General features: G+C 55.6%; 19 protein-coding genes, 1 rRNA gene and 1 other RNA gene. 12 read left to right on the top strand and 9 right to left on the bottom strand.

All coding sequences use genetic code 11. From position 1 onward, the window contains the following. Positions 1 to 173: 173 nt before the first annotated feature. From ACUVOF_RS21630 to ACUVOF_RS21620, 3 genes are all read right to left on the bottom strand, one after another. Positions 174 to 788: a 5-formyltetrahydrofolate cyclo-ligase gene (locus ACUVOF_RS21630; protein ID WP_447046285.1), complete on the bottom strand. Its 615-nt coding sequence runs from the start codon at positions 786 to 788 to the stop codon at positions 174 to 176. Between the two features lie 55 nt (positions 789 to 843). Further along, positions 844 to 1026, bottom strand: a non-coding RNA gene (gene ssrS / locus ACUVOF_RS21625) — 6S RNA. A gap of 93 nt (positions 1027 to 1119) precedes the next feature. After that, complete coding sequence (locus tag ACUVOF_RS21620; RefSeq protein WP_113270245.1) at positions 1120 to 1419, bottom strand: cell division protein ZapA; 300 nt, start codon at positions 1417 to 1419, stop codon at positions 1120 to 1122. 188 nt (positions 1420 to 1607) lie between these two features. Here ACUVOF_RS21620 and ACUVOF_RS21615 point away from each other — a divergent pair, with 188 nt between their 5' ends. The 4 genes from ACUVOF_RS21615 to ACUVOF_RS21600 all read left to right on the top strand — a co-directional run bounded on the left by ACUVOF_RS21615 (position 1608) and on the right by ACUVOF_RS21600 (position 6199). Continuing rightward, on the top strand, positions 1608 to 2186 hold the full coding sequence (locus ACUVOF_RS21615) for a UPF0149 family protein (protein ID WP_447046284.1): 579 nt from the start codon (positions 1608 to 1610) through the stop codon (positions 2184 to 2186). A gap of 20 nt (positions 2187 to 2206) precedes the next feature. Beyond that, a complete protein-coding gene (gene pepP / locus ACUVOF_RS21610) occupies positions 2207 to 3547 on the top strand; it encodes a Xaa-Pro aminopeptidase (protein ID WP_447046283.1) in 1341 nt (446 codons plus the stop codon). 93 nt (positions 3548 to 3640) lie between these two features. After that, entirely contained in the window at positions 3641 to 4882 is a 1242-nt protein-coding gene (gene ubiH / locus ACUVOF_RS21605) for a 2-octaprenyl-6-methoxyphenyl hydroxylase (protein WP_447046282.1), read from the top strand. A gap of 33 nt (positions 4883 to 4915) precedes the next feature. Then, positions 4916 to 6199 (top strand): UbiH/UbiF/VisC/COQ6 family ubiquinone biosynthesis hydroxylase, encoded by a 1284-nt coding sequence (locus ACUVOF_RS21600; protein ID WP_447046281.1) that lies wholly within the window; start codon positions 4916 to 4918, stop codon positions 6197 to 6199. 13 nt (positions 6200 to 6212) lie between these two features. Here the strand turns inward: ACUVOF_RS21600 and ACUVOF_RS21595 are convergent, their stop codons facing one another. The 3 genes from ACUVOF_RS21595 to gpmI form a co-directional block, all read right to left on the bottom strand. After that, positions 6213 to 7529 carry a S41 family peptidase gene (locus ACUVOF_RS21595; RefSeq protein ID WP_447046280.1) on the bottom strand — a complete coding sequence of 439 codons (1317 nt, stop codon included), beginning with the start codon at positions 7527 to 7529 and terminating at the stop codon, positions 6213 to 6215. A gap of 104 nt (positions 7530 to 7633) precedes the next feature. After that, the gene (locus ACUVOF_RS21590; RefSeq protein ID WP_447046279.1) at positions 7634 to 8776 is read right to left on the bottom strand and encodes a murein hydrolase activator EnvC family protein; all 1143 of its coding nucleotides are present in this window, start codon (positions 8774 to 8776) and stop codon (positions 7634 to 7636) included. Next, entirely contained in the window at positions 8776 to 10353 is a 1578-nt protein-coding gene (gpmI, locus tag ACUVOF_RS21585; protein WP_447046278.1) for a 2,3-bisphosphoglycerate-independent phosphoglycerate mutase, read from the bottom strand. The genes ACUVOF_RS21590 and gpmI overlap by 1 nt, the downstream gene beginning before the upstream one ends. 202 nt (positions 10354 to 10555) lie before the next feature. Between gpmI and ACUVOF_RS21580 the strand changes: the two genes are divergently transcribed. From ACUVOF_RS21580 to ACUVOF_RS21570, 3 genes are read left to right on the top strand one after another with little or no spacing between them, the layout of a single operon-like run. Then, entirely contained in the window at positions 10556 to 10978 is a 423-nt protein-coding gene (locus ACUVOF_RS21580; RefSeq protein WP_447046277.1) for a rhodanese-like domain-containing protein, read from the top strand. A gap of 41 nt (positions 10979 to 11019) precedes the next feature. Continuing rightward, entirely contained in the window at positions 11020 to 11520 is a 501-nt protein-coding gene (gene secB, locus ACUVOF_RS21575) for a protein-export chaperone SecB (RefSeq protein ID WP_447046276.1), read from the top strand. Between the two features lie 3 nt (positions 11521 to 11523). After that, positions 11524 to 12300 carry a 16S rRNA (uracil(1498)-N(3))-methyltransferase gene (locus ACUVOF_RS21570; RefSeq protein WP_447046275.1) on the top strand — a complete coding sequence of 259 codons (777 nt, stop codon included), beginning with the start codon at positions 11524 to 11526 and terminating at the stop codon, positions 12298 to 12300. A gap of 25 nt (positions 12301 to 12325) precedes the next feature. On the opposite strand, the gene ACUVOF_RS21565 is transcribed toward ACUVOF_RS21570, so the two are convergent. Both ACUVOF_RS21565 and ACUVOF_RS21560 read right to left on the bottom strand, forming a co-directional pair. Then, on the bottom strand, positions 12326 to 12892 hold the full coding sequence (locus tag ACUVOF_RS21565) for a hypothetical protein (protein WP_447046274.1): 567 nt from the start codon (positions 12890 to 12892) through the stop codon (positions 12326 to 12328). Positions 12893 to 12896: 4 nt separating this feature from the next. Next, positions 12897 to 14513 carry a sodium:solute symporter gene (locus ACUVOF_RS21560; RefSeq protein WP_447046273.1) on the bottom strand — a complete coding sequence of 539 codons (1617 nt, stop codon included), beginning with the start codon at positions 14511 to 14513 and terminating at the stop codon, positions 12897 to 12899. 170 nt (positions 14514 to 14683) lie between these two features. Between ACUVOF_RS21560 and ACUVOF_RS21555 the strand changes: the two genes are divergently transcribed. The 4 genes from ACUVOF_RS21555 to ruvX all read left to right on the top strand — a co-directional run bounded on the left by ACUVOF_RS21555 (position 14684) and on the right by ruvX (position 17497). Beyond that, positions 14684 to 15376, top strand: coding sequence for a CvfB family protein (locus tag ACUVOF_RS21555; RefSeq protein WP_447046272.1), 693 nt, complete (start codon positions 14684 to 14686; stop codon positions 15374 to 15376). 77 nt (positions 15377 to 15453) lie between these two features. Next, positions 15454 to 16410, top strand: a complete 957-nt coding sequence (gene gshB / locus ACUVOF_RS21550) for a glutathione synthase (RefSeq protein WP_447046271.1) — start codon at positions 15454 to 15456, stop codon at positions 16408 to 16410. Between the two features lie 74 nt (positions 16411 to 16484). Next, positions 16485 to 17042, top strand: a complete 558-nt coding sequence (locus tag ACUVOF_RS21545) for a YqgE/AlgH family protein (RefSeq protein ID WP_447046270.1) — start codon at positions 16485 to 16487, stop codon at positions 17040 to 17042. Then, entirely contained in the window at positions 17042 to 17497 is a 456-nt protein-coding gene (ruvX, locus tag ACUVOF_RS21540) for a Holliday junction resolvase RuvX (protein WP_445532628.1), read from the top strand. The genes ACUVOF_RS21545 and ruvX overlap by 1 nt, the downstream gene beginning before the upstream one ends. Positions 17498 to 17524: 27 nt before the next feature. Here the strand turns inward: ruvX and ACUVOF_RS21535 are convergent, their stop codons facing one another. Next, positions 17525 to 18550 carry an aspartate carbamoyltransferase gene (locus ACUVOF_RS21535; RefSeq protein ID WP_447046269.1) on the bottom strand — a complete coding sequence of 342 codons (1026 nt, stop codon included), beginning with the start codon at positions 18548 to 18550 and terminating at the stop codon, positions 17525 to 17527. A gap of 590 nt (positions 18551 to 19140) precedes the next feature. On the opposite strand from ACUVOF_RS21535, the gene ACUVOF_RS21530 reads away from it, so the two are divergent. Then, positions 19141 to 19250, top strand: a 16S ribosomal RNA gene (locus ACUVOF_RS21530); the annotation flags it as partial.

Genomic DNA, 19250 nt, shown 5'->3' with positions numbered 1-19250 from the left:
TTGGTGGTATTTGCATTGGGGGTGCTCGCCACCGGTTATGCGCAGGCGTTGTCGGGAAGTTAATCCCAACAATTAAGCGGCTGCAACGCTGTTAACCCGGCTGACAGATATCAGATGAGAGGGCTGATCCTTTATAGGTTCGGCCCTTTTTTATGGCCAGTTTTTAAGAACAACTATTGGCGGCGCACATAACTTTGATCACTAACCACTACTTGCAAGGGCACATCCCACGGTTCAACAGGCAAAGAAGCCACCTGCTGGCAGGCATGAGCGACACCGATCAGCGTAGGCGCTGGGCCGGGACGGTGCATGAACGCCAAACTACGGTCGTAAAAACCGCCACCCATGCCCATACGGTTAGCGCTATTATCAAAGCCCACCAACGGCACAATCAGTGTATCTAGCGCCCACGCCGGTAGTCGGTTGCGTCGCTGAGCGCCAAAGCGTAAATCAGGCTCCCAAATACCAAAGCGGTTTTTTACCATTGGGGTGCCCGAGTGATAAGCGACAAACCAGAGCGTATTAGCGCTAAATGGTCGTAAGACAGGTAAATAGACCTCGACCTTACGCTTGCGCAGCCAGGGGAGGAGTGGCATCGGGTCAATTTCACCGTTGACGGGCAGGTAGAGGCTTATGCGCCGTGCGCGGCGTATTTCAGGCAGGGTTTTTAATTGCTGACACAAGCGCTGGGCCGCAAGGCGCTGCTCATGCTGAGAAAGGGCTTGGCGTTGGCGACGCAAGGAGCGTCTTAACGCACGCTTGTCATCGTCCTGATGGAGGCTTTCCATGCATATGATCTCGCATATCCTATGTCCCCTCATAGCCGATATTCTCGGATACAAGGTGTTCTCCAGAGTGCCGCTGTCGTTCTGGCCCTGAACCTACTGGTTCAGGTGGGTGGCCGCAGCCAGACCGTCAGGCTTTCCGACGCACGGACATGCACACGGGTCTGGCTAGCATTTGGCCCCCTGGGTATTACGCATAGGCTCGAGGGACTATAACGACTGGCGCACACCCCAGAGAACTCCGCCATCCTAACAGAGCGATGGCTAATGCCAAAGGGCTGGGTTAAAACGTTTGCAGAGCTTTTAGGGTGTTTGCTGCGTAATCAAACAATGCCTAGGACTGGCGTGTTTTGGCCAGTGCGCGTTCAAGGCGATCATTTAAACGGTTTAGGTTCTCTTCACCTGCCCGATGTTCATCCATGGCTTCAAGAAGCTCATGGGTGATATTGAGTGCGGCCATGATGGCAACACGTTCACTGCCCAGTACGCTGCTTTGGGCATTAATTCCCTGCATAGCACGATCAAGATAGCGTGCGGCGCGGTCAAGCTTGGCTTCTTCGCCCGTGTCGCAAGCAATAATGTAGCCGCGCCCTAACAGGGTTATTTCTTTGGTTGGCCGCTTGGCGTTACTCATTAAAGACTCCAGCACGGGCCAGCAAGGGGCCCAATGCGTTAACATCACAGCATAGGAAGATAGGTATCGCCTCACTATAAGAGAGGCGCTTGTGCGCGGTCAACGCGCAAGCGCCGCAGTAGGCATCATTATCAACGCCCTATCACTCCACGCCCAGTACAGTAAATGAAAACGAGGTTTTAACTACTATGTCATTGATTGATGAGCGCCAGGATTTTTCTGACGTCGCCGATGTTTTTCTACTGCACGGCAGCATGCAATCGCCGGCTTTCTTGGATGGTCGCTTGTGTGCCCTACTGGCACTGCGCGACGTAAGTGCAGAGGCCTGGTTAGACGAGGTCTGCCAGAGCCTAGGCGTTGAGCAGCCCCGCGACCCAGCCAGCGCCGAGCGCCTACTGGGCTGGCGGCGGCAAACCTTAGAGGCGCTAAGCGCCAGCGACCTGGATTATATGCCGCTGCTACCCGACGAGCTGTTCTCGTTGGGCGAACAGGCGCAGGGCCTGAAGGAGTGGACGCTAGGCTTTATCGAAGTGGTCGATGAGGTCGCAGACAATGAACTCCGCGAGCGTTGGTCACAGGCTTTGCGCGAGGCACTTGGTGACCTGGAGGGGCTAGGCCGAATCGATACCGATATTGACGATAGCCCAGAAAATGAAAACGACCTATTTGCACTGACTGAGCATGCGCGCATGGCTGCTATGTTGCTTTATACCGAGCAACATCCCGGCATGCCGCAAGTCGAGCAAACCGACGCGCCCGTTCATTAATCATGCTGCCAGGAGACGACATGTTGCCCGAGATGTTACCTCGCCCCCCCGCCATTAGCGTGACGGAGTACCGGCAACGCCGTGACACCTTAATAGCCCAACTGCCGGATAATGCCGCCGTGGTGCTGCCCGGCGCTGGGTTGATGACCCGCTCACGGGACAGTGAATTCGCCTTCCGACAAAACAGCGATTTTTACTACCTGACCGGCATTCGTGAACCGGACGCACTGCTGGTGTTGCTGCCTGGGCGTGCTGAAGGCGAAAGCGTGGTGTTTTGTCAGGATCGCGACCCTACCATGGAGGCATGGACTGGTCGCCGACTAGGGGCAACTGGCGTGGTGAGTGAACACGGCATCGACCAGGCATTTGAAAATAGTGAGCGTGACGAGCTGCTAGTTAACTTGCTTGCTGGCCGTGAACTGCTCTATTTACCGCTCGATAATGGCGAAGCAGTGGCAGTGGCCGAAGAGGCCTTAAACGATGCACAGGCAGGGATTCGACGCGGGCGGCCAGCCTTAAAAGGCTGGCTGGATATCAGCCCGTTGATACACGCCATGCGGCTGATCAAAAGCGACGCTGAGGTCGCTTTGCTGCGCCATGCGGCGCGGATATCCGCCCGTGCTCATCGGCGTGCCATGCAGGTATCCCGCCCAGGGCTTAGCGAATTTCAGCTTCAGGCCGAATTAGAGCATGAGTTTGTTTGGCAAGGGGCTAGCGGGCCAGCCTACAGTACTATCGTTGGGAGCGGTGCCAACGCCTGCGTACTGCACTATATTGAAAACAGCGCGCCGCTGAGTGATGACGGCTTAGTGTTGATTGATGCGGGCGCCGAGTTTGAGCTGTATGCCGGTGACATCACCCGTACGTTTCCGGTCGCTGGACGATTTAGTGATGCGCAGCGGGCGCTTTATCAAGTTGTATTAGATGCTCAGGAACGAGCGGTGAGCGCTGTCCAACCCGATGCTACGCTTGCGGATATCCATCAAAATGTAGTGCATGACTTAACCGCCGGTTTGATACAACTTGGTCTATTGAGCGGCGACGTTCAGGCGCGTATCGACGATGAAAGTTATCGACGCTTCTATTTGCATTCTACCTCACACTGGTTAGGGCTGGACGTACATGATGTCGGCACCTATCGGCTGGATGAGCAAACGCCAAGGCCGCTTGCCCCAGGTATGGTGCTCACCGTCGAGCCTGGCCTGTATATTCCTTGCGATGATGATATTCCTGACGCCTACCGCGGTATTGGCATTCGTATAGAAGATAATGTGGTCGTGACCAACAGCGGTCATGAGGTGTTGACTGCTGATGTGCCTAAACAAATTGCTGAAATTGAACTATTGATGGCTAAAAAGTAACCAGTCTTTAATGCTTCTATTTTTCGTTATGTAAATTACGTTACGAATTATTAATTGCCTTTGGTGGGTGACGGTATGGTGAGGGAAAAACCGATGCAATGGCCTAATCAAACGACTCATCACGCGGCCGGGCGGACACTGACTCATGACATTGTGATTGTGGGTGGCGGGCTTGTAGGCGCCAGCTTAGGCTGCGCTCTGGCCCCACTCATTGAGCGCTATGGCTGGCGCGTAGCGGTCATTGAGTCGGCACCGCTAACAACGCAATCGCTAGAAAGCGCTTGGCAGCCCAGTTTTGATGCGCGAGCCAGCGCGATTGCAGAAGGTTCTGCCCAGCGTTTCCAACAATTGGGTGTTTGGGAGGCAATGCGTACAGAGGCTACGCCTATTAAGCGTATTCATATCAGTGAGCGTGGCCGCCTGGGGGCGACACGTCTGGATGCTGCCGAGCTGGGTGTCGCGGCGCTGGGCCATGTAATCCCTAATGCATGGATGGGCCGGGTCCTTCACCAACGGCTTGCCCAGCTATCGCTGGAGTGGCATTGCCCCGCGAAAGTTGAGCAGCTTACCCCCGTAGTGGATGGGCATCACTTGCAGCTTTCGGATGGTAGCCAGCTTACTGCCGGGTTAACGGTACTGGCGGATGGAGGGCGATCAGGGCTCAAAGAGCAACTGGGCATTAGCAGCCGCCGAGAGTCTTATGAGCAAACGGCACTTATCGCACACGTCGGCGTCAGCCAACCCCATAATGGGGTCGCTTACGAGCGTTTTACCGCACAAGGGCCAATGGCGCTATTACCGCTGCCGGGCCAAGCCATGGAATTGATTTGGACACATCCAACCGGCCGAGAAAAAGCACGCATGGCGCTGCCTGAACGTGAATTCCTGCTGCAACTCCAGCAAGCTTTTGGCGACCGGGCAGGGCGTTTTACTCAGGTAGGCGCTCGGCATGCTTATCCACTTTCGTTGGTAACGGCTGAAGAGCCGGTGCGCCCTGGGCTTGCAGTGTTAGGAAACGCTGCCCACGCCTTGCATCCGGTTGCAGGGCAAGGGTTTAATCTGGCCCTGCGCGGGGTAATGGATCTTGTCGAAGCATTGGAGCAAGGCGAACTGGCGAAGCGGCCGCTGGGAGATATGATCACACTGCAAGCTTTTGAGAAGCAGCGTGCGCGTGATCGCGCCAACGTGATTCGATTTAGCGATGGATTGGTGCGGCTCTTCGGGCACTCTTATCCACTGTTGCCCCATGCCCGCGCTGCAGGATTGATAGGCCTGAATCTTGTGGGGCCGCTGAGACGGGGGTTAGCTAGGCGCGCGATGGGCTTAGAACGCTAAGCCTTTAACTCTCAGGTCACTAAAAGGAACGCTATGCATACGGACTCATCTACTGCGAAACCGCTGGTTGAGTGCTTCGAGGCGGTCATTGTGGGTGGCGGTATGGTGGGCACCGCACTCTGTGCGCTGTTAGCGCAGTCAGGCATGCAGGTGGCGCTAGTCGAGTCTCAATCGTCGCCGCTAAGCATGGAAAAGGCCACAAGCAAGCTGCCCGCCCCGCGCGTAAGTGCCTTAACGCCTGTCTCACAGCGCTTATTGGCCCATTTGGGGGCTTGGCCCGCCATGCAGCAAGCTCGGGTAACTCCCTACCGGGGCATGCAGGTATGGGATGCCGAAGGAAGCGGTGAAATCGCTTTTTCTGCTGATGAGGCGGGTGTGGCAGAGCTCGGGCATATTGTAGAGAACTCGATCACGCTGGCCGCCTTGAACAGTCAAATCATTGATCAACCAAACGTCACCACCTTTTTTGGCGTTCGTCTGCAGGCATTGCAGCGCGTGAACGGCCATGCTGCTGATGGCAATAGTGCTCGCGGCGATTGGTTGTTACTTGAAGACGGGCGCCAGTTACATGCGCCGCTAATAGTAGCAGCCGATGGTGCCCATTCCACCTTGCGCGAAATGGCGGGTATTGAGGTGGCCAGCGACGATATGCATCAGCACGCTGTGGTGACGACGGTGCGATGTGAGAAACCACATGGCGGTGCAGCACGGCAAGCATTTATTGACGGACGTCCGCTAGCATTTCTGCCGCTAACAGTCGAAGGCGACGATCATTACTGCTCGATCGTCTGGTCGACCACTGCCAAGCACGCCACTGAGCTGAGTGAATTTCCCCGTGAAGCCCTTGGGGAGGCGCTGGGGGAGGCTTTTGGTCATCGCCTGGGCGATGTAACCGTCTGTGATAAAGCCCATCGTTTTCCGTTAGTGCAGCGCCATGCCCGCCACTATGTGCAGCCGCATTTCGCGCTGGTGGGGGACGCTGCCCACAGCATTCATCCGTTAGCTGGCCAGGGAGTGAATCTGGGACTGATGGATGCGGCGGTGCTGGCTGAAGAGGTGATACACGCTTGGCAGCGCGGCGCGCCCTGGGGAGAACTAAGTACCTTGAAGCGCTACGAGCGGCGGCGGCGCTTTGATAACAGCGCCATGCTGGGGCTAATGAAGGGGTTCAAAGTACTGTTTGGCAGCCATGACCCAGCCTTGACGCTGGTGCGTAACTTGGGCATGAGTGGCATGAATCAGGTGGTGCCATTGAAGCGCGTATTGATGCGGCAGGCGACCGGAGAGCGCGGCCGCCTGCCGCTTACTTGCCGCTAAATCAGGCTGTTTGCTAACGCCGCTGGCGATCCACCACATTAAGTGCTTTAAGTAGATTGAGTGCTTCGCTGAGCTGGTAGTCATTGAGTAGCCGCTCGGCCATTTCCTGGCGATCACGGGGCGCCTGCTGGGCGCTTAGGTGGCCTTCAAGGTCGGCTTCGCGAATTTCACGGCGGCTTTCGGCCACTTCTAAGCGGCCACGCACGACATCAACATCGGGCTCGATGCCTTGCGCCTGAATAGAACGCCCGTTGGGAGTGTAGTAGAGCGCTGTCGTTAGCTTCAGTCCTTCGCCATTGCCAAGCGGCATAATCTGTTGCACTGATCCCTTACCAAAACTATCGGTACCCATAATCACGCCGCGCCGCTGATCCTGCAGCGCACCGGCGACAATTTCCGCCGCTGACGCACTGCCGCCGTTGATCAGTACTACCAGTGGGACATCGCCGGCGGGCGTGGTGGGCGAGGCTGAAAACGACATTTCAGTATCCGAGAGGCGCCCCTCGGTATACACGATTAAGCCTTCATCCAGGAACAGGTCGGCAATGCCGACGGCGGCTTGTAATACGCCGCCAGGATTATTACGTAAATCGAGTATCAACCCTTCTAAAGGTTGTTCGCGAGCCATCAGCTCAAGCGCTTCGCGAGCCTGTTCTGGTGTGCGCGACTGGAACTGACTAACACGCAGGTAGCCATAGCCGGGCTCGAGCAGCTCATGTTTAACGCTTTCGCTGCGAATAACCTCGCGGGTCAGAATAAATTCTCGCGGTGAGTCTTCGCCTGAACGCAGCACGCTAATGCGTAGATCGGTGCCCGGCTCGCCGCGCATCAGGGTGACGGCTTCTTGCAAGGACATGTTGTCGGTTGGCGTGCCGTCAATGGCAACGATAATATCGCGAGACAATAACCCGGCCCGCGAAGCAGGAGTGTCATCAATCGGCGTAATGACCATCAACTGGCCATTCTCCATTCCTACTTCGATACCAATGCCGCCAAATTCGCCTTGGGTCGACTCACGTAGGCTTTGGTACTCTTCCTCATCCAAGTAGGCGGAGTGGGGGTCAAGCTCGCTCAGCATGCCGCGCATGGCGTTACGTAGCAGTGTGCGATCATCGACTTCCTCTACGTAGGCACGCTTAATGCGCTCAAACACCTCTGCGAAGGTCTGAATATCTTCAAGGGGTAGTTCGTCAGAGACAGGATCATCCACCACATCGCTACTGGCTGGTTGGGCAAGTAACGGTAGCGGGGCCGACAGTAAAACAATCGGAAGCAGGGTAGCCAAGAGGCGCTTGGCGGGGGGCGATACCCCGGTAACAGATAGCGTCATGCAGACTCCGCAAGGCGTTAGGTGACGCCGTTTCGCGCCACCTTGAGATATTAGTTGAAATAACAATAACAGCTGAGACATTTATAGTAGTGCAGCTTATCCCGTCAACGACGCGCAATCCAACGCTGGGGGTTAATTGGTTCACCGCCACGGCGCACTTCAAAATAGAGCGCTGCACGGGTCTGGCCACCACTGACACCTACACGACCGATTTCATCACCTCGGCTGACCTGCTGCCCCGGCCTGGCGCTAAACTGCTGCAGGTGGGCATGCAGCGTCATGATCTGGTCGCCATGGTCAATAATGAGTAGATTACCAAACCCTCGCATCCAGTCGGCAAATACCACGCGGCCAGTATGAACAGCGTTGACTGGGGTGCCTGCGCTGGCTTGAATCACAATACCGTTATAGTGCACGCCATCACGGTGGTGAAAATTACTACTGATGGAGCCTTGTACCGGCCAAGGTAAATCACCTTGGGTACTGACAATATGCGTAGTAGGCGTAGGTTCGGCAAGTTTTGCCATCTCCGCCTGGATATTGCGCAGCACCCGTTCGGCTTCTTCGCGGCTTTGATTGAGGTCGGCCAATCGCTCCTCTTCGCTGCCGTAACGATCATCCAGATTGGAGACAACGCCACGTCGCTCGGTAGTGCGCTGGGCTAACAGCGCGCTTTGCTCTTCTAACTCGTCGGCCAACGTATCGAGGCGGGCCTGTCGCTCGCTCAGCTCCTTCTGGGTATCGGCGAGCGCCGTATCGAGGCGGGCGATAGCATTTAAGCGGCGATTGCGCGCTTCCGTTAGCCGATTCATATACGCCTGCATTCGATCAAGCTCGGACGGGTCACCCTGGTTAAGCAGCAGTTTGAGCTGCGGGGTTGGGCCTAGTCGGTAAAGCGCTGAAAGCTGCTGGCCTAACGCGGCATACTGATCATCGCGTTCACTCTCAAGCCGGTCGCGGTGCTGGCGTAGCTGGGTCGTTTCATCATTTAGCTGGCGGCGTTCAGCTTGCAACGTATCTAAGCGCTGATGCGTCTCGGCAAGTTCGGTTTCGACCTGCTGAAGCTCGCGTTCGGCGTCATCGCGAGCCTGGCCGGTGGCACTGAGGCGCTGGGCGACGGACTCGATCTCCTGGCCAATCGCATCCAACTGCTGGCGCGCCGCGCTTTCATCCTGTTGGGCGATGCCCGCTGGCGCATAAACGAGCGCCAGCAGGAGTACCCCTGCCACATGCCAGCAAATGCGCATTATTTAAAGTGAATCAATGATTTTCCAGTCATCGCCTCGGGCTGTTGCTGATCCATCATGGCCAGCAGGGTGGGCGCTAGGTCGCATAGTTTGCCTTCCTCAAGCATGGCAGGACGTTCACCGGCGTAAATAAGCGGCACCACAAAGGTGGTGTGGGCGGTTTGCGGTGCGCCGGTTTCGGGATGAACCATTTGTTCAGCATTACCGTGGTCGGCGGTAATTAAGCAGGCGCCGCCTGCACGCTCAATGGCTTCAACGACACGACCTACGCAGGTATCGACGGTTTCAATGGCTTTTACCGCGGCGTTGAAATCACCAGTATGACCTACCATGTCGCCGTTGGCGTAGTTGCACACGATCAGATCAAAGCGGCCGTCATCAATGGCCTCTACCAGTTTGTCGGTGATTTCAAAGGCACTCATTTCAGGCTTTTCATCGTAAGTACGTACATCACGTGGCGAGGGCACCAGAATCCGCTCTTCGCCTTCGTATTCGGCTTCATTGCCGCCTGAAAAGAAGAACGTCACGTGGGGGTACTTCTCGGTTTCGGCGATACGCAGCTGTTTCAAGCCGCGCTTGGCGACGACTTCTCCCAAGGTGTCGTTGAGATCCGACGGTGGGAAAGCGGCAGGGGCAGGGATATCAGCGGCGTATTGGGTCATCATCACCAGCCCCTTGCCCGCAAGCTTGGGGCATGCCCGCCGTTCGAAGCCATTAAAATCCGGCTCGGTAAAGGCGCGGGTCAATTCCCGGGCGCGGTCAGAGCGGAAATTAAGGAAAATCGCGGCATCGCCATCTTGTAGGGTTACCGCATGCTCTTTGGTACCGTCTTTCTGCGGTATGCTGCTCGCCGTCACGAATTCGTCGGTTTCACCGCGCTGGTAGGCATCGCGTAGCGCAGTTTCGGCACTGGTGACGTAGTGTTCCGCCTGGCCCTCGGTCAGCAGACGATAGGCTTGTTCAACCCGTTCCCAGCGGTTGTCGCGATCCATGGCGTAAAAGCGCCCGATAATCGAGGCAACAAAGCCATTATCAGCGCCCACCAGTTCAGCTAGGCGAGCATTGGCCCGCCCTATCGATGAAAGGGCGCTTTGCGGCGGCATATCGCGACCATCGAGAAAGGCATGAATAAAAATACGCTGGGCACCGCGGCGTGCGGCCAGTTCGGCCATGGCTATAAAGTGGTCTTCATGGCTGTGGACGCCGCCGGGAGAGAGCAGGCCAATCAGGTGTACCGGCTTGCCGTTGGCGACGGCTTCATCAATCGGCTGGGTAAGATTTTCATTGATATCCAGATCGCCGTCTTCAATCGCTTTGCTGATGCGAGTGAAGTCCTGATATACGATACGCCCGGCACCAATATTCATATGCCCAACTTCCGAGTTACCCATTTGGCCTTCGGGGAGCCCCACGTTAAGACCATCGTTATGAACGAAGGTGTGCGGGCAGGTTTCCCACAATTTATCTATCACCGGTTTATGGGCAGCGGCGACGGCATTATGGTCGCTATCGGGGTTGTGGCCGTAGCCATCGAGAATAATCAGCGCCACTGGGCGCGGGGTACGCGAAGTATCCATAAAAACCTCGTTAAGATTGGCAAACCGAGCGACGCGAACATTCGGGGTCGCGACGGGCGCACGCTTGGGGCATCATAACGCAGGCAACTGCCAGGCGTCATGATCAAGGCCTGCGCGGGAGGCTATCTGACGTGTATACTTGTCGCGTTTTGGCAGCGGTTAGGCCGCTTTTTTCTGCATTGACCAAGAGATTGTGTTCGCGATGATCGATCAGGTGTTCGAATTCGTACAGAACCACCCCCTGTTAGTCGGGGCATTTTTGCTGGTGCTAATCGCGTGGATTATTTATGAAACGCGCAGCGCCTCTACAAATGCACTGACTGCCTCGCAGGCTACTCAGCTTATTAACCGCGAAGATGCGGTGGTGCTGGACATCCGTGAAAGCAAAGACTTCAAAGCCGGGCATATCGCGGGGGCACGCAACATTCCTCAAAGCAACCTCGATAGCCGCATGAACGAACTGGATAAAGTAAAAGCCCAGCCGATCATCGTGGTATGCAAGCACGGCCAAAGTTCTGGCGCGGCACAGGCCAAGCTCACCAAAGCAGGCTTTGAGCGTGCTTACAAGTTGAGAGGCGGTATGGCGCAGTGGCAAGGCGATGGCCTTCCGGTGGTTAAGAAGTAAGCGACGTTACTTTTATTTAATCAACAATTAGGAGTTTTATCATGGCGGAAGATAACAATACCCCGCAGGCGGGTGCGGCAGCGGATGAGAAGCCGCAGCTTAAGTTTTCGCTGCAGCGCATTTATGTAAAAGACATTTCGTTTGAAGCGCCGAATTCGCCTTCAGTATTCAAGCAGGCGTTCAAACCCAAGGTGAATCTGGATCTGAATACCACCAGTACCAAGGTTGCCGATGACCAGTATGAAGTGGTGGTTAAAGTGACCGCCCAGGTGAACGACAACGAAACCGGCACCACCTCTTTCCTGGCCGAAGTTGAGCAGGCCGGCCTGTTCCGCATTGCCGGTATCGAAGGTGCACAGCTGGATCAAACGCTAGGTGCCTTCTGCCCTAACCTGCTGTTCCCCTACGCCCGCGAGTGCGTGGATAACCTGGTCAACCGTGGTGGTTTCCCGCCGCTGATGCTGGCGCCGGTTAACTTCGAAGCGATGTACGCCCAGCGTAAGCAGCGCGAAGCCAAGCAAGCCGAAGAGAACACCCACTAAGCGATGTCGGAAACCATGCAAGCACCGCCAGCTGCTGATTGGTACGTCCAGCATGGCAAAATGCCACGCCTCTATGTGTCTGCTGATTTTGTGGCAGGTGGGGAGCTGGCACTGCCGGAAGGGCCGGCTCGTCATGTCACCCGTGTATTGCGCATGGGGGAAGGCGCGCCGCTGGTGCTATTTGACGGCCAAGGTCTTGAGGCAGGGGTGCGCTTGGTGGACGTTAGCCGCAAGCAGACGCTAGCGCGGGTCGAAGCGGTGTGGTCGGGCAGTGGTGAATCGCCACTGTCCGTCCATTTAGGCCAAGCCATCTCTAAAGGCGATCGAATGGATTACGCCATTCAAAAAGCCGTTGAGTTGGGCGTGGCGGCCATTACGCCGCTTTACACAGAGCATGGCGATGTGCGATTGAAAGGCGACCGTGAAGATAAAAAGTTGGCGCACTGGCAAGCGGTGGCTGCCAGCGCCTGCGAGCAAAGCGGGCGAGCGGTAGTTCCGCCAGTGCATCCGCCCATGGCGCTTCAAGCATGGCTTGCAGAGCGACGGGAGCCGCTGCGCTTGATGCTACATCTAGCGACCGGCAATGCGTTTGATCGCCAAGAGCGACCAGCGTCGGTGGCGCTGCTGATTGGTCCGGAAGGCGGTTTGAGCGAAAGCGATATCGCCGCTGCCAAAAACGCTGACTTTACGCCGCTAACACTCGGCCCACGGGTGTTGCGTACGGAGACGGCACCGGTAGTGGCGCTTTCGTTGCTGCAGCACTACTTTGGCGATTTGTAAGTACTTACTATCAGCCAGGGTCTTATCAAACTGCTTTTTCCCTTCGTCCGCTTGCCTCTGAGCTCTTTGTCGCTGGTGCCTGTCCATTTCGATATGCCTGCTGAAGCCCCTTAAGCACGGTGGGCTTGAGCATCGGTAGCGTTTCGCCCGATAACCCACTGAGCACCGTTAAACGGAGTTGTCGGCCACGTGCGTAGCCCAGCCAGCAGGGCAGCCATATCGGTACGGGCTCGCTATCCAGCACCTGGATTCGCCAATGGCGCGGTGTCGCCATACGTTCCCATAGCCACAGCCGGTTCAGCGCTTCTGGCGTTGGCTGTAAACCGCTATCAATTTTAACGCCAGCACTGGGTTTTTCTTTTTGAGCGGGTAGTTCAGCACCCGCCAATAGCAGTGCGCGGCGCATTTCCTGAGCAGAGAGTAACCACGCCCCTGGCTCACCATCAGCCACGCCCAAGCCAGTGGCCCACAGGCGAACCCAGGCAGGTTCACAAGCATTGGCCCCAATACGCTGTAACCGCTTTTGAGCGGCTGTCGCATCAATCCGCCGGGCTAGCGTTAAGCACCACTCAACCATTCGCCCACCACTCATTCGCTCAACCCTGTAGAAGCGCTAACATGCCCAGCATGAGACAAAACCAAATAAATAAGCCGATACAACGTCTGCGCGTCAGGCGGGCCTCGTTGCCAATCACCTGGGCGTTATTAGCTCGCGCTGCCAGCACGGCCTGCATGTCCGGTGCGGCTTCCGCCATCATCACATCGCTTAACTGTTCTTGGCTGGGTGCGGGAGCCGTAAGGCTAACGAGATAGCCAACGCTCATCGATACTGCCACCCCGACTGTGTTGTTATACAGCCAGGAGATATCGAGGAATACTGACACTGCCCACACGGCACACATACCGACAATGAGCCCCGCCATCGCGCCGCGCGCATTGGTGCGGTGGCTGAGAATAGCCAGCAGGAAGGTGCCGAGCAGAGCGCCGTAGAACCATGAACCGATTTGGTTGACCGCTTCGATCACGGGGCCCAGGTTGCCTGCAAAAAAAGCAAACAGCGTGGCATAGAGCCCCCAGAAAATGGTGGCCATTCGTGATGCTTTCAGATAGTGAGCATCACTGGCGTTGGGTTTGATATAGCGGCTATAAAAGTCACGAACGGTCACTGCTGAGAGTGAATTTAGCGCTGAGTCGAGACTCGACATGGCCGCGGCAAATACTCCGGCAATCACCAAACCGGCCATGCCCGAGGGAAATGCGTTGACGACATAGCGTGGCAGCAGCTCGTTGAGATCCTCGGGAGGCGTTAGCCCGTGCTGTTGGTAATAGGTCGCCAAAATGACGCCAATGAATAGAAACAGCAGCATTTGCGGAATCAACAGATAGCCACCGATCAGCAACGATCGCTGGGCGTCGAGCACTGAGGGGCTGGAGAGCACTCGCTGGATTTGGCTCTGATCGGTGCCGAAGTAGGCCACATGAAGAAAAAAACCGCCGAACAGGCCTGCCCATAGCGAATAGGTCACGCTGGGGTCAAAGGATAAATCGATGGCATCAAACATCCCGCTGGCCGCGCCGAAGTCGAAGACATCGCCCCAACCGCCGGGTAGGCTGGTCACTAAAAAGAAGATGCTGAACAGTGCGCCAAGCCAGAGCACGAACATTTGCAACACGTCGGTCCAAATTACCGCACTGATACCGCCCATTACGGTATAGCTGATCGCCAGTACCGCCATGATGATAATAGTGAGGTTGACGCTCCAGCCGGTCACGACCGCAAGCACCAACGCTGGCGCGTAAAGCACCACCCCAGTGGCGAGGCCGCGGGCAATCAGAAACAGCAGAGCGGTCAGGGTTCGTGTTGCCGGGCCGAAACGACGCTCCAGCAGTTCGTAAATACTGTAAATGCCCGCACGGTGGAAAATAGGTACCAACACCAAAATCAACACGATCATGGCCAAGGGCACATTGATAAACGTCACCAGGCGTTCAAGGCCGCCCTCGAACCCCCAGCCCGGCGCGCCGATAAAGGTGATCGCGCTGGCTTGGGTCGCCATGACCGACAGGCCAATCGCCCAGCCGGGAATTTTGCGACCGCCTAGAAAATAGTCCTCAGGGTTATGCTGATCTTTACCGAATCGTGAACCAATCCAGGCGATTAAACTGATGTAACCAATCAGCACTACCGTATCAAAAAGCGTGAACCCTTCCATGTCCGCTCCTATACGCCTAATTTTGTCTAATGTTTTGATAGTAGCAGGTTGTGCGGTGTTTGCTTTTGCATGAGCCTTAAGCGCTTTTAGCCACTGAAATGACAACTCGCTTTGCCCTGCGTGTGTCCGACACACATAATGGCGTTCTTATTTCTTGAAGGACGACAGTCATGGTACGTGAGTCACACTCATCCCCTCGATCCGCCAGCGATGCAGCCGCCCAGTTGGGCGAAGTGGCGTACCTGACGGTGACAGCGGTCAATAACATCGGTGCTTTTTTGCAATGGGGACAGCCAAAAGATGTGCTGCTGCCGTTTAGTGAGCAGCACTTTCGCCCAGATGCCGGTAAGCGCGTATTGGTCATGCTGTATAGCGATGACCAAGGACGGCCGGTCGCTACGATGAAGCTGGATCGCTTTTTGACGGACGATGCCTGGGCGTTGGAAAAAGGTGATGAAGTAGCCGTCGTGGTGGCTGATCGCACCGATTTGGGTATGAAAGTGGTGGTCAACCATCGCTACTGGGGGCTCATTTACCAGGATGATGTCACTCAGCCATTGCGTCGTGGTCAGTCAGTTAAGGGCTATGTAAAGCAGCGGCGTGAAGATGGTCGCCTCAATATCTCGCTGCTACCGCCAGGCGCAGCCCGGCTAGATGTAGTCGGTGACAAGGTTCTGCAAGCACTGCGGGAAAGCGGTGGCTATTTAGCGCTGGGGGATAAAAGCCCTGCCCATGAAGTTAAAGCGCGCTTAGGGGTCAGTAAAAGTGCTTATAAACAAGCGATTGGCCGGCTTTATAAGCAGCAGTTGATCACGTTAGAGCCTGATGCTATTCGCTTAGTGCCTGGCGCACTTAGCGAGTAGTTAGCTGGGGCAGTTGGAGCCGGGCGGGCAGTGCGTCATACTGCGATTCTATTGTTCATGTTTGGATAGTGCCCCCGATGAGCCAATCAAATCTGCATCTCGGCGTCGTGATGGATCCCATCAGCGACATCGCTTACAAGAAAGACACCACCATGGCCATGCTATGGGCTGCCCAGGAGCGTGGTTATACCCTGCACTATATGGAGCAGGAAGACCTTTTCTTGAATGCAGGGCAAGCCTACGCGCATATGCGGCCTTTAACGGTGCATCGTGACCCAAACCACTGGTATGACCTAGGCGAAGCGTCGGCCCGCCCGCTGGTTGAGTTGGAGGTGGTGTTGATGCGTAAAGACCCGCCCGTCGATGCTGATTTTACTAACGCCGTGCATCTGCTGGGCTTTGCCGAACGTGAAGGTGTGCTGGTGGTCAATCCCACGGCGGCGCTGCTGCAGTGTAATGAAAAGCTGTTTGCGCAACAGTTCCCACAGTGCTGCGCGCCGACGCTTGTGGCCAGCCGCGATGATGTTCTGCGTGCCTTCCATGCGGAGCACGGCGATGTGATCTTTAAGCCACTGGATGGCATGGGCGGTACCGGCATTTTTCATATTGGCCCGGACGGCCGTAATATTGGCGCAGTGATCGAGCAGCTCACCTTTCGCGGCCAACGCCAAATCATGGCGCAGCGTTATCTGCCGGAAATCAAGGATGGCGATACGCGCATTCTATTGGTCGATGGTGAACCCGTTCCCTTTGGCCTGGCGCGCATTCCATCTGCGGGCGAAACCCGTGGCAACCTGGCCGCTGGTGGGCGGGGCGTCAGCCGTGAACTCACCGAGCGTGACCATTGGCTTATCCAACAGGTTCAGCCGATGATTCGTGAAAAGGGCTTAATGTTCGTTGGTCTCGATGTGATCGGTGACTATATTACGGAAATCAACGTCACCAGCCCTACCTGCGTGCGTGAAATCGATGATCAGCGGGGCACCAATATTGCCGGTTTGCTGCTGGATGCCATCGAGCGCCGCTTAGCCTGAGCACGGTTCCACTTTTATAATGTCATTTAATTTACGCTATGCCTGCTGGGATGCCAGCAGGCAGTGGGAGACGCATGCAAAGTTTGAAACATCACTTTTTAATGGCCATGCCGCATTTAGAAGACCCCAATTTTGCCGGTAGTCTGATTTATCTTTGCGATCACGATAACAACGGCTGCATGGGGGTGATTACTAACCGACCGTTAGAGATCACGCTTGAGGCGCTGTTTGATCAGCTGGAATTAGGCGGTGAAACAAGCCCGCACCGCAATGCGCCGGTTTATTACGGCGGGCCGATGCATAAAGACCGTGGCTTCATTCTGCATGTCGGCGATAGCCAGCAATGGGACTCGAGTATCCAGGTGGAAGATGGCATTGCGCTGACCACATCGCTGGATATTCTTCAGGCCTTTGCTTCTGGCGAGGGGCCTGAGCACTTTTTAGTCTGCTTAGGCTGCGCGGGCTGGGAGGTTGGGCAACTGGAAGAAGAGCTGAAAGAGAATAGCTGGCTAACGGTAGAAGCCGAGAGCAGCGTGCTCTTCAATACGCCACCCGTTGAGCGGTTAACGGCGGCGGCAGGTTTGTTAGGTGTCGACCTTAACCTAATGACCCGAGACGCGGGGCACGCCTGATGGCCGAGGCGGGGCAGCGCTTAATCCTGGCATTCGATTACGGCACTCGGCGTATTGGTGTGGCGGTGGGCAACGAGTTGCTGCGCAGTGCGCGCGAGCTTACTCCACTGACGGCGCGGGATGGGATCCCTGACTGGAATGTTGTCGAGCGGCTGCTTAGCGAATGGCAGCCCGATCTGTTAGTGGTGGGTCTGCCGCTGAATATGGATGGTAGCGAGTCAGATATGAGTACTCGCGCCCGCAAGTTCGGTAACCGTTTGCATGGCCGTTTTGGAAAACCATGTGAAATGGTCGACGAGCGTGGTACCACGCGAGAAGCGAAAATGATCGCTCGCGAGGCGGGCCATAAAGGCAACTATCGTCAAGATAGTGTCGATGGCATTGCGGCTATTCTCATCCTTGAGGGCTGGTTTGCCCACCAGGAAGGCCTGCCTGGCGGGCGTCTTTCGCTGTAGCGCGTTAGTGTCTTAACTGCGAAGAGTTCAGCGATCCAGTGTGCCGATCTGGGAGGGTACGTACCAACGTACTGGGCGTGCATCCTGCTCGATCAATTCGTCGACCTTTAACAACGTTGCGAAAATCGCCATTCGCATCGGAATGCCATTATCCGTCTGGCGGAAAATCGCCAAGCGCGGGTCGCCATTTAAATCTACATTCAAATCATTGGCACCAGGGCGGCTATCCCGAGGTAGTGGATGCATCACAATGGTGCTTTGACTGCAGCGCTGATCCAGAAAATCGCGGTTAACCATAAAGTCATCGGAAAGCCCCTGAAAACTTTCATTCATCTCATCGGTAAAGCGCTCTTTCTGAATGCGCGTGGTGTACACCACATCTAAATCTGCAAAGTCGCTGGCCAGTGAGTCGCGCTGCTCAATGCGGTGGCCGCGTGATGCTACTAAGTCAATCAGCGAGGAAGGCATCTCAAGGCCCGGCGGTGACACCAGGGTAATGCGTAGCGGATCATAGAGTGATAAAAGCTTGATCAGTGAATGGACGGTACGGCCATACTTCAAGTCGCCAGTCAGTAAGATATGCGCACCGGTCAGCGATTTACCCAGGCGCTGAAACTCTTTATCAATCGTATAGAGGTCAAGTAGTGCTTGGCTGGGATGCTCCCCAGGGCCATCACCGCCATTAATAACTGGCACATTCGTCGCCGCAGCAAACTCAGCCACCGAACCCTGGTCGGGGTGGCGCATCACTATGGCATCACAGTAGCCGCTCATTACGCGGCTGGTGTCATAGAGTGACTCGCCTTTCGCCATGGAAGAGAAAGTAAACCCCGTCGTGTCACAGACACTGCCACCTAGCCGACAAAAGGCTGCATGAAAGCTGACGCGCGTGCGAGTGCTGGCTTCGAAGAACAGATTGCCGAGTACCGCTCCTTCCAACACTCGTGTCACTTGGCGCCGCTGAGCAATCGGCTCCATGCGTGCAGCCACACGTAGTAAGTGATCAACGCTTTCACGGTTTAATGAGTCGACAGTTAGCAGGTGGTGGCTCATGACGGACCTCAGCAAGGTGGTAGATACGCCTAGTGTAACCGCCAATGAGGGGTCCGCCGAAGGGGTTTAATTCTCTCAATATGACGAATCTGTAATTTTTCTACAAAAGCCCTTGCCAACCCGGCCGTGAATCCGTAAAGTACGCATCCGCTGCCGGGGACGCCAAGCGTTACCAGCGGTGCATAAGGTGTAAAAGCCTTGGTTTGTCAAAGAGTTAGCGATTTCGTATCAGGGTTGTATCGATAACGAAAATTGCAGATTGACAACCATCAGGAAATGCGTAGAATACGCCTTCCTCGCTGAGGCAAGCCAAGTCAACGGCCAGCCGGGTAGCTTTCACAGTAACCAAGCAGCGAAACAGCTCTTTAACAATTTGATCAGGTAATTCATGTGGGCGCTTGCTGATGTTGGTGACAAATCACCAAATATCAAGGCAGGCGAACACAGCGATACTCTTCATATCGTTGCTTTTAAGTAACGTTGTGATGTTGGTATCACAGTGAATTCGTTTGAACCTTGAGCCAAGTTTGATCCGCTTTTGCTGTCTTCGGCTAGTCCTTAGATGAGCAAGTAAGGATCACAATGATTTTAAACTGAAGAGTTTGATCATGGCTCAGATTGAACGCTGGCGGCAGGCCTAACACATGCAAGTCGAGCGGTAACAGGTCCTTCGGGATGCTGACGAGCGGCGGACGGGTGA

This window comes from Vreelandella sp. H-I2 (assembly GCF_052959335.1).
This window is presented reverse-complemented; position numbering and strand designations above follow the sequence as displayed.

Coding starts and splice junctions, on each gene's coding strand:
- ACUVOF_RS21545 (WP_447046270.1), top strand. CDS start 16,485: ATGCAAAGTTTGAAACATCACTTTTTAATGGCCATGCCGCATTTAGAA.
- ACUVOF_RS21570 (WP_447046275.1), top strand. CDS start 11,524: ATGTCGGAAACCATGCAAGCACCGCCAGCTGCTGATTGGTACGTCCAG.
- pepP (WP_447046283.1), top strand. CDS start 2,207: ATGTTGCCCGAGATGTTACCTCGCCCCCCCGCCATTAGCGTGACGGAG.
- ACUVOF_RS21580 (WP_447046277.1), top strand. CDS start 10,556: ATGATCGATCAGGTGTTCGAATTCGTACAGAACCACCCCCTGTTAGTC.
- ACUVOF_RS21620 (WP_113270245.1), bottom strand. CDS start 1,419: ATGAGTAACGCCAAGCGGCCAACCAAAGAAATAACCCTGTTAGGGCGC.
- ACUVOF_RS21535 (WP_447046269.1), bottom strand. CDS start 18,550: ATGAGCCACCACCTGCTAACTGTCGACTCATTAAACCGTGAAAGCGTT.
- ACUVOF_RS21630 (WP_447046285.1), bottom strand. CDS start 788: ATGGAAAGCCTCCATCAGGACGATGACAAGCGTGCGTTAAGACGCTCC.
- gshB (WP_447046271.1), top strand. CDS start 15,454: ATGAGCCAATCAAATCTGCATCTCGGCGTCGTGATGGATCCCATCAGC.
- ubiH (WP_447046282.1), top strand. CDS start 3,641: ATGCAATGGCCTAATCAAACGACTCATCACGCGGCCGGGCGGACACTG.
- ACUVOF_RS21600 (WP_447046281.1), top strand. CDS start 4,916: ATGCATACGGACTCATCTACTGCGAAACCGCTGGTTGAGTGCTTCGAG.
- ACUVOF_RS21615 (WP_447046284.1), top strand. CDS start 1,608: ATGTCATTGATTGATGAGCGCCAGGATTTTTCTGACGTCGCCGATGTT.
- ACUVOF_RS21555 (WP_447046272.1), top strand. CDS start 14,684: ATGGTACGTGAGTCACACTCATCCCCTCGATCCGCCAGCGATGCAGCC.
- ACUVOF_RS21560 (WP_447046273.1), bottom strand. CDS start 14,513: ATGGAAGGGTTCACGCTTTTTGATACGGTAGTGCTGATTGGTTACATC.
- gpmI (WP_447046278.1), bottom strand. CDS start 10,353: ATGGATACTTCGCGTACCCCGCGCCCAGTGGCGCTGATTATTCTCGAT.
- ACUVOF_RS21595 (WP_447046280.1), bottom strand. CDS start 7,529: ATGACGCTATCTGTTACCGGGGTATCGCCCCCCGCCAAGCGCCTCTTG.
- ruvX (WP_445532628.1), top strand. CDS start 17,042: ATGGCCGAGGCGGGGCAGCGCTTAATCCTGGCATTCGATTACGGCACT.
- ACUVOF_RS21590 (WP_447046279.1), bottom strand. CDS start 8,776: ATGCGCATTTGCTGGCATGTGGCAGGGGTACTCCTGCTGGCGCTCGTT.
- ACUVOF_RS21565 (WP_447046274.1), bottom strand. CDS start 12,892: ATGAGTGGTGGGCGAATGGTTGAGTGGTGCTTAACGCTAGCCCGGCGG.
- secB (WP_447046276.1), top strand. CDS start 11,020: ATGGCGGAAGATAACAATACCCCGCAGGCGGGTGCGGCAGCGGATGAG.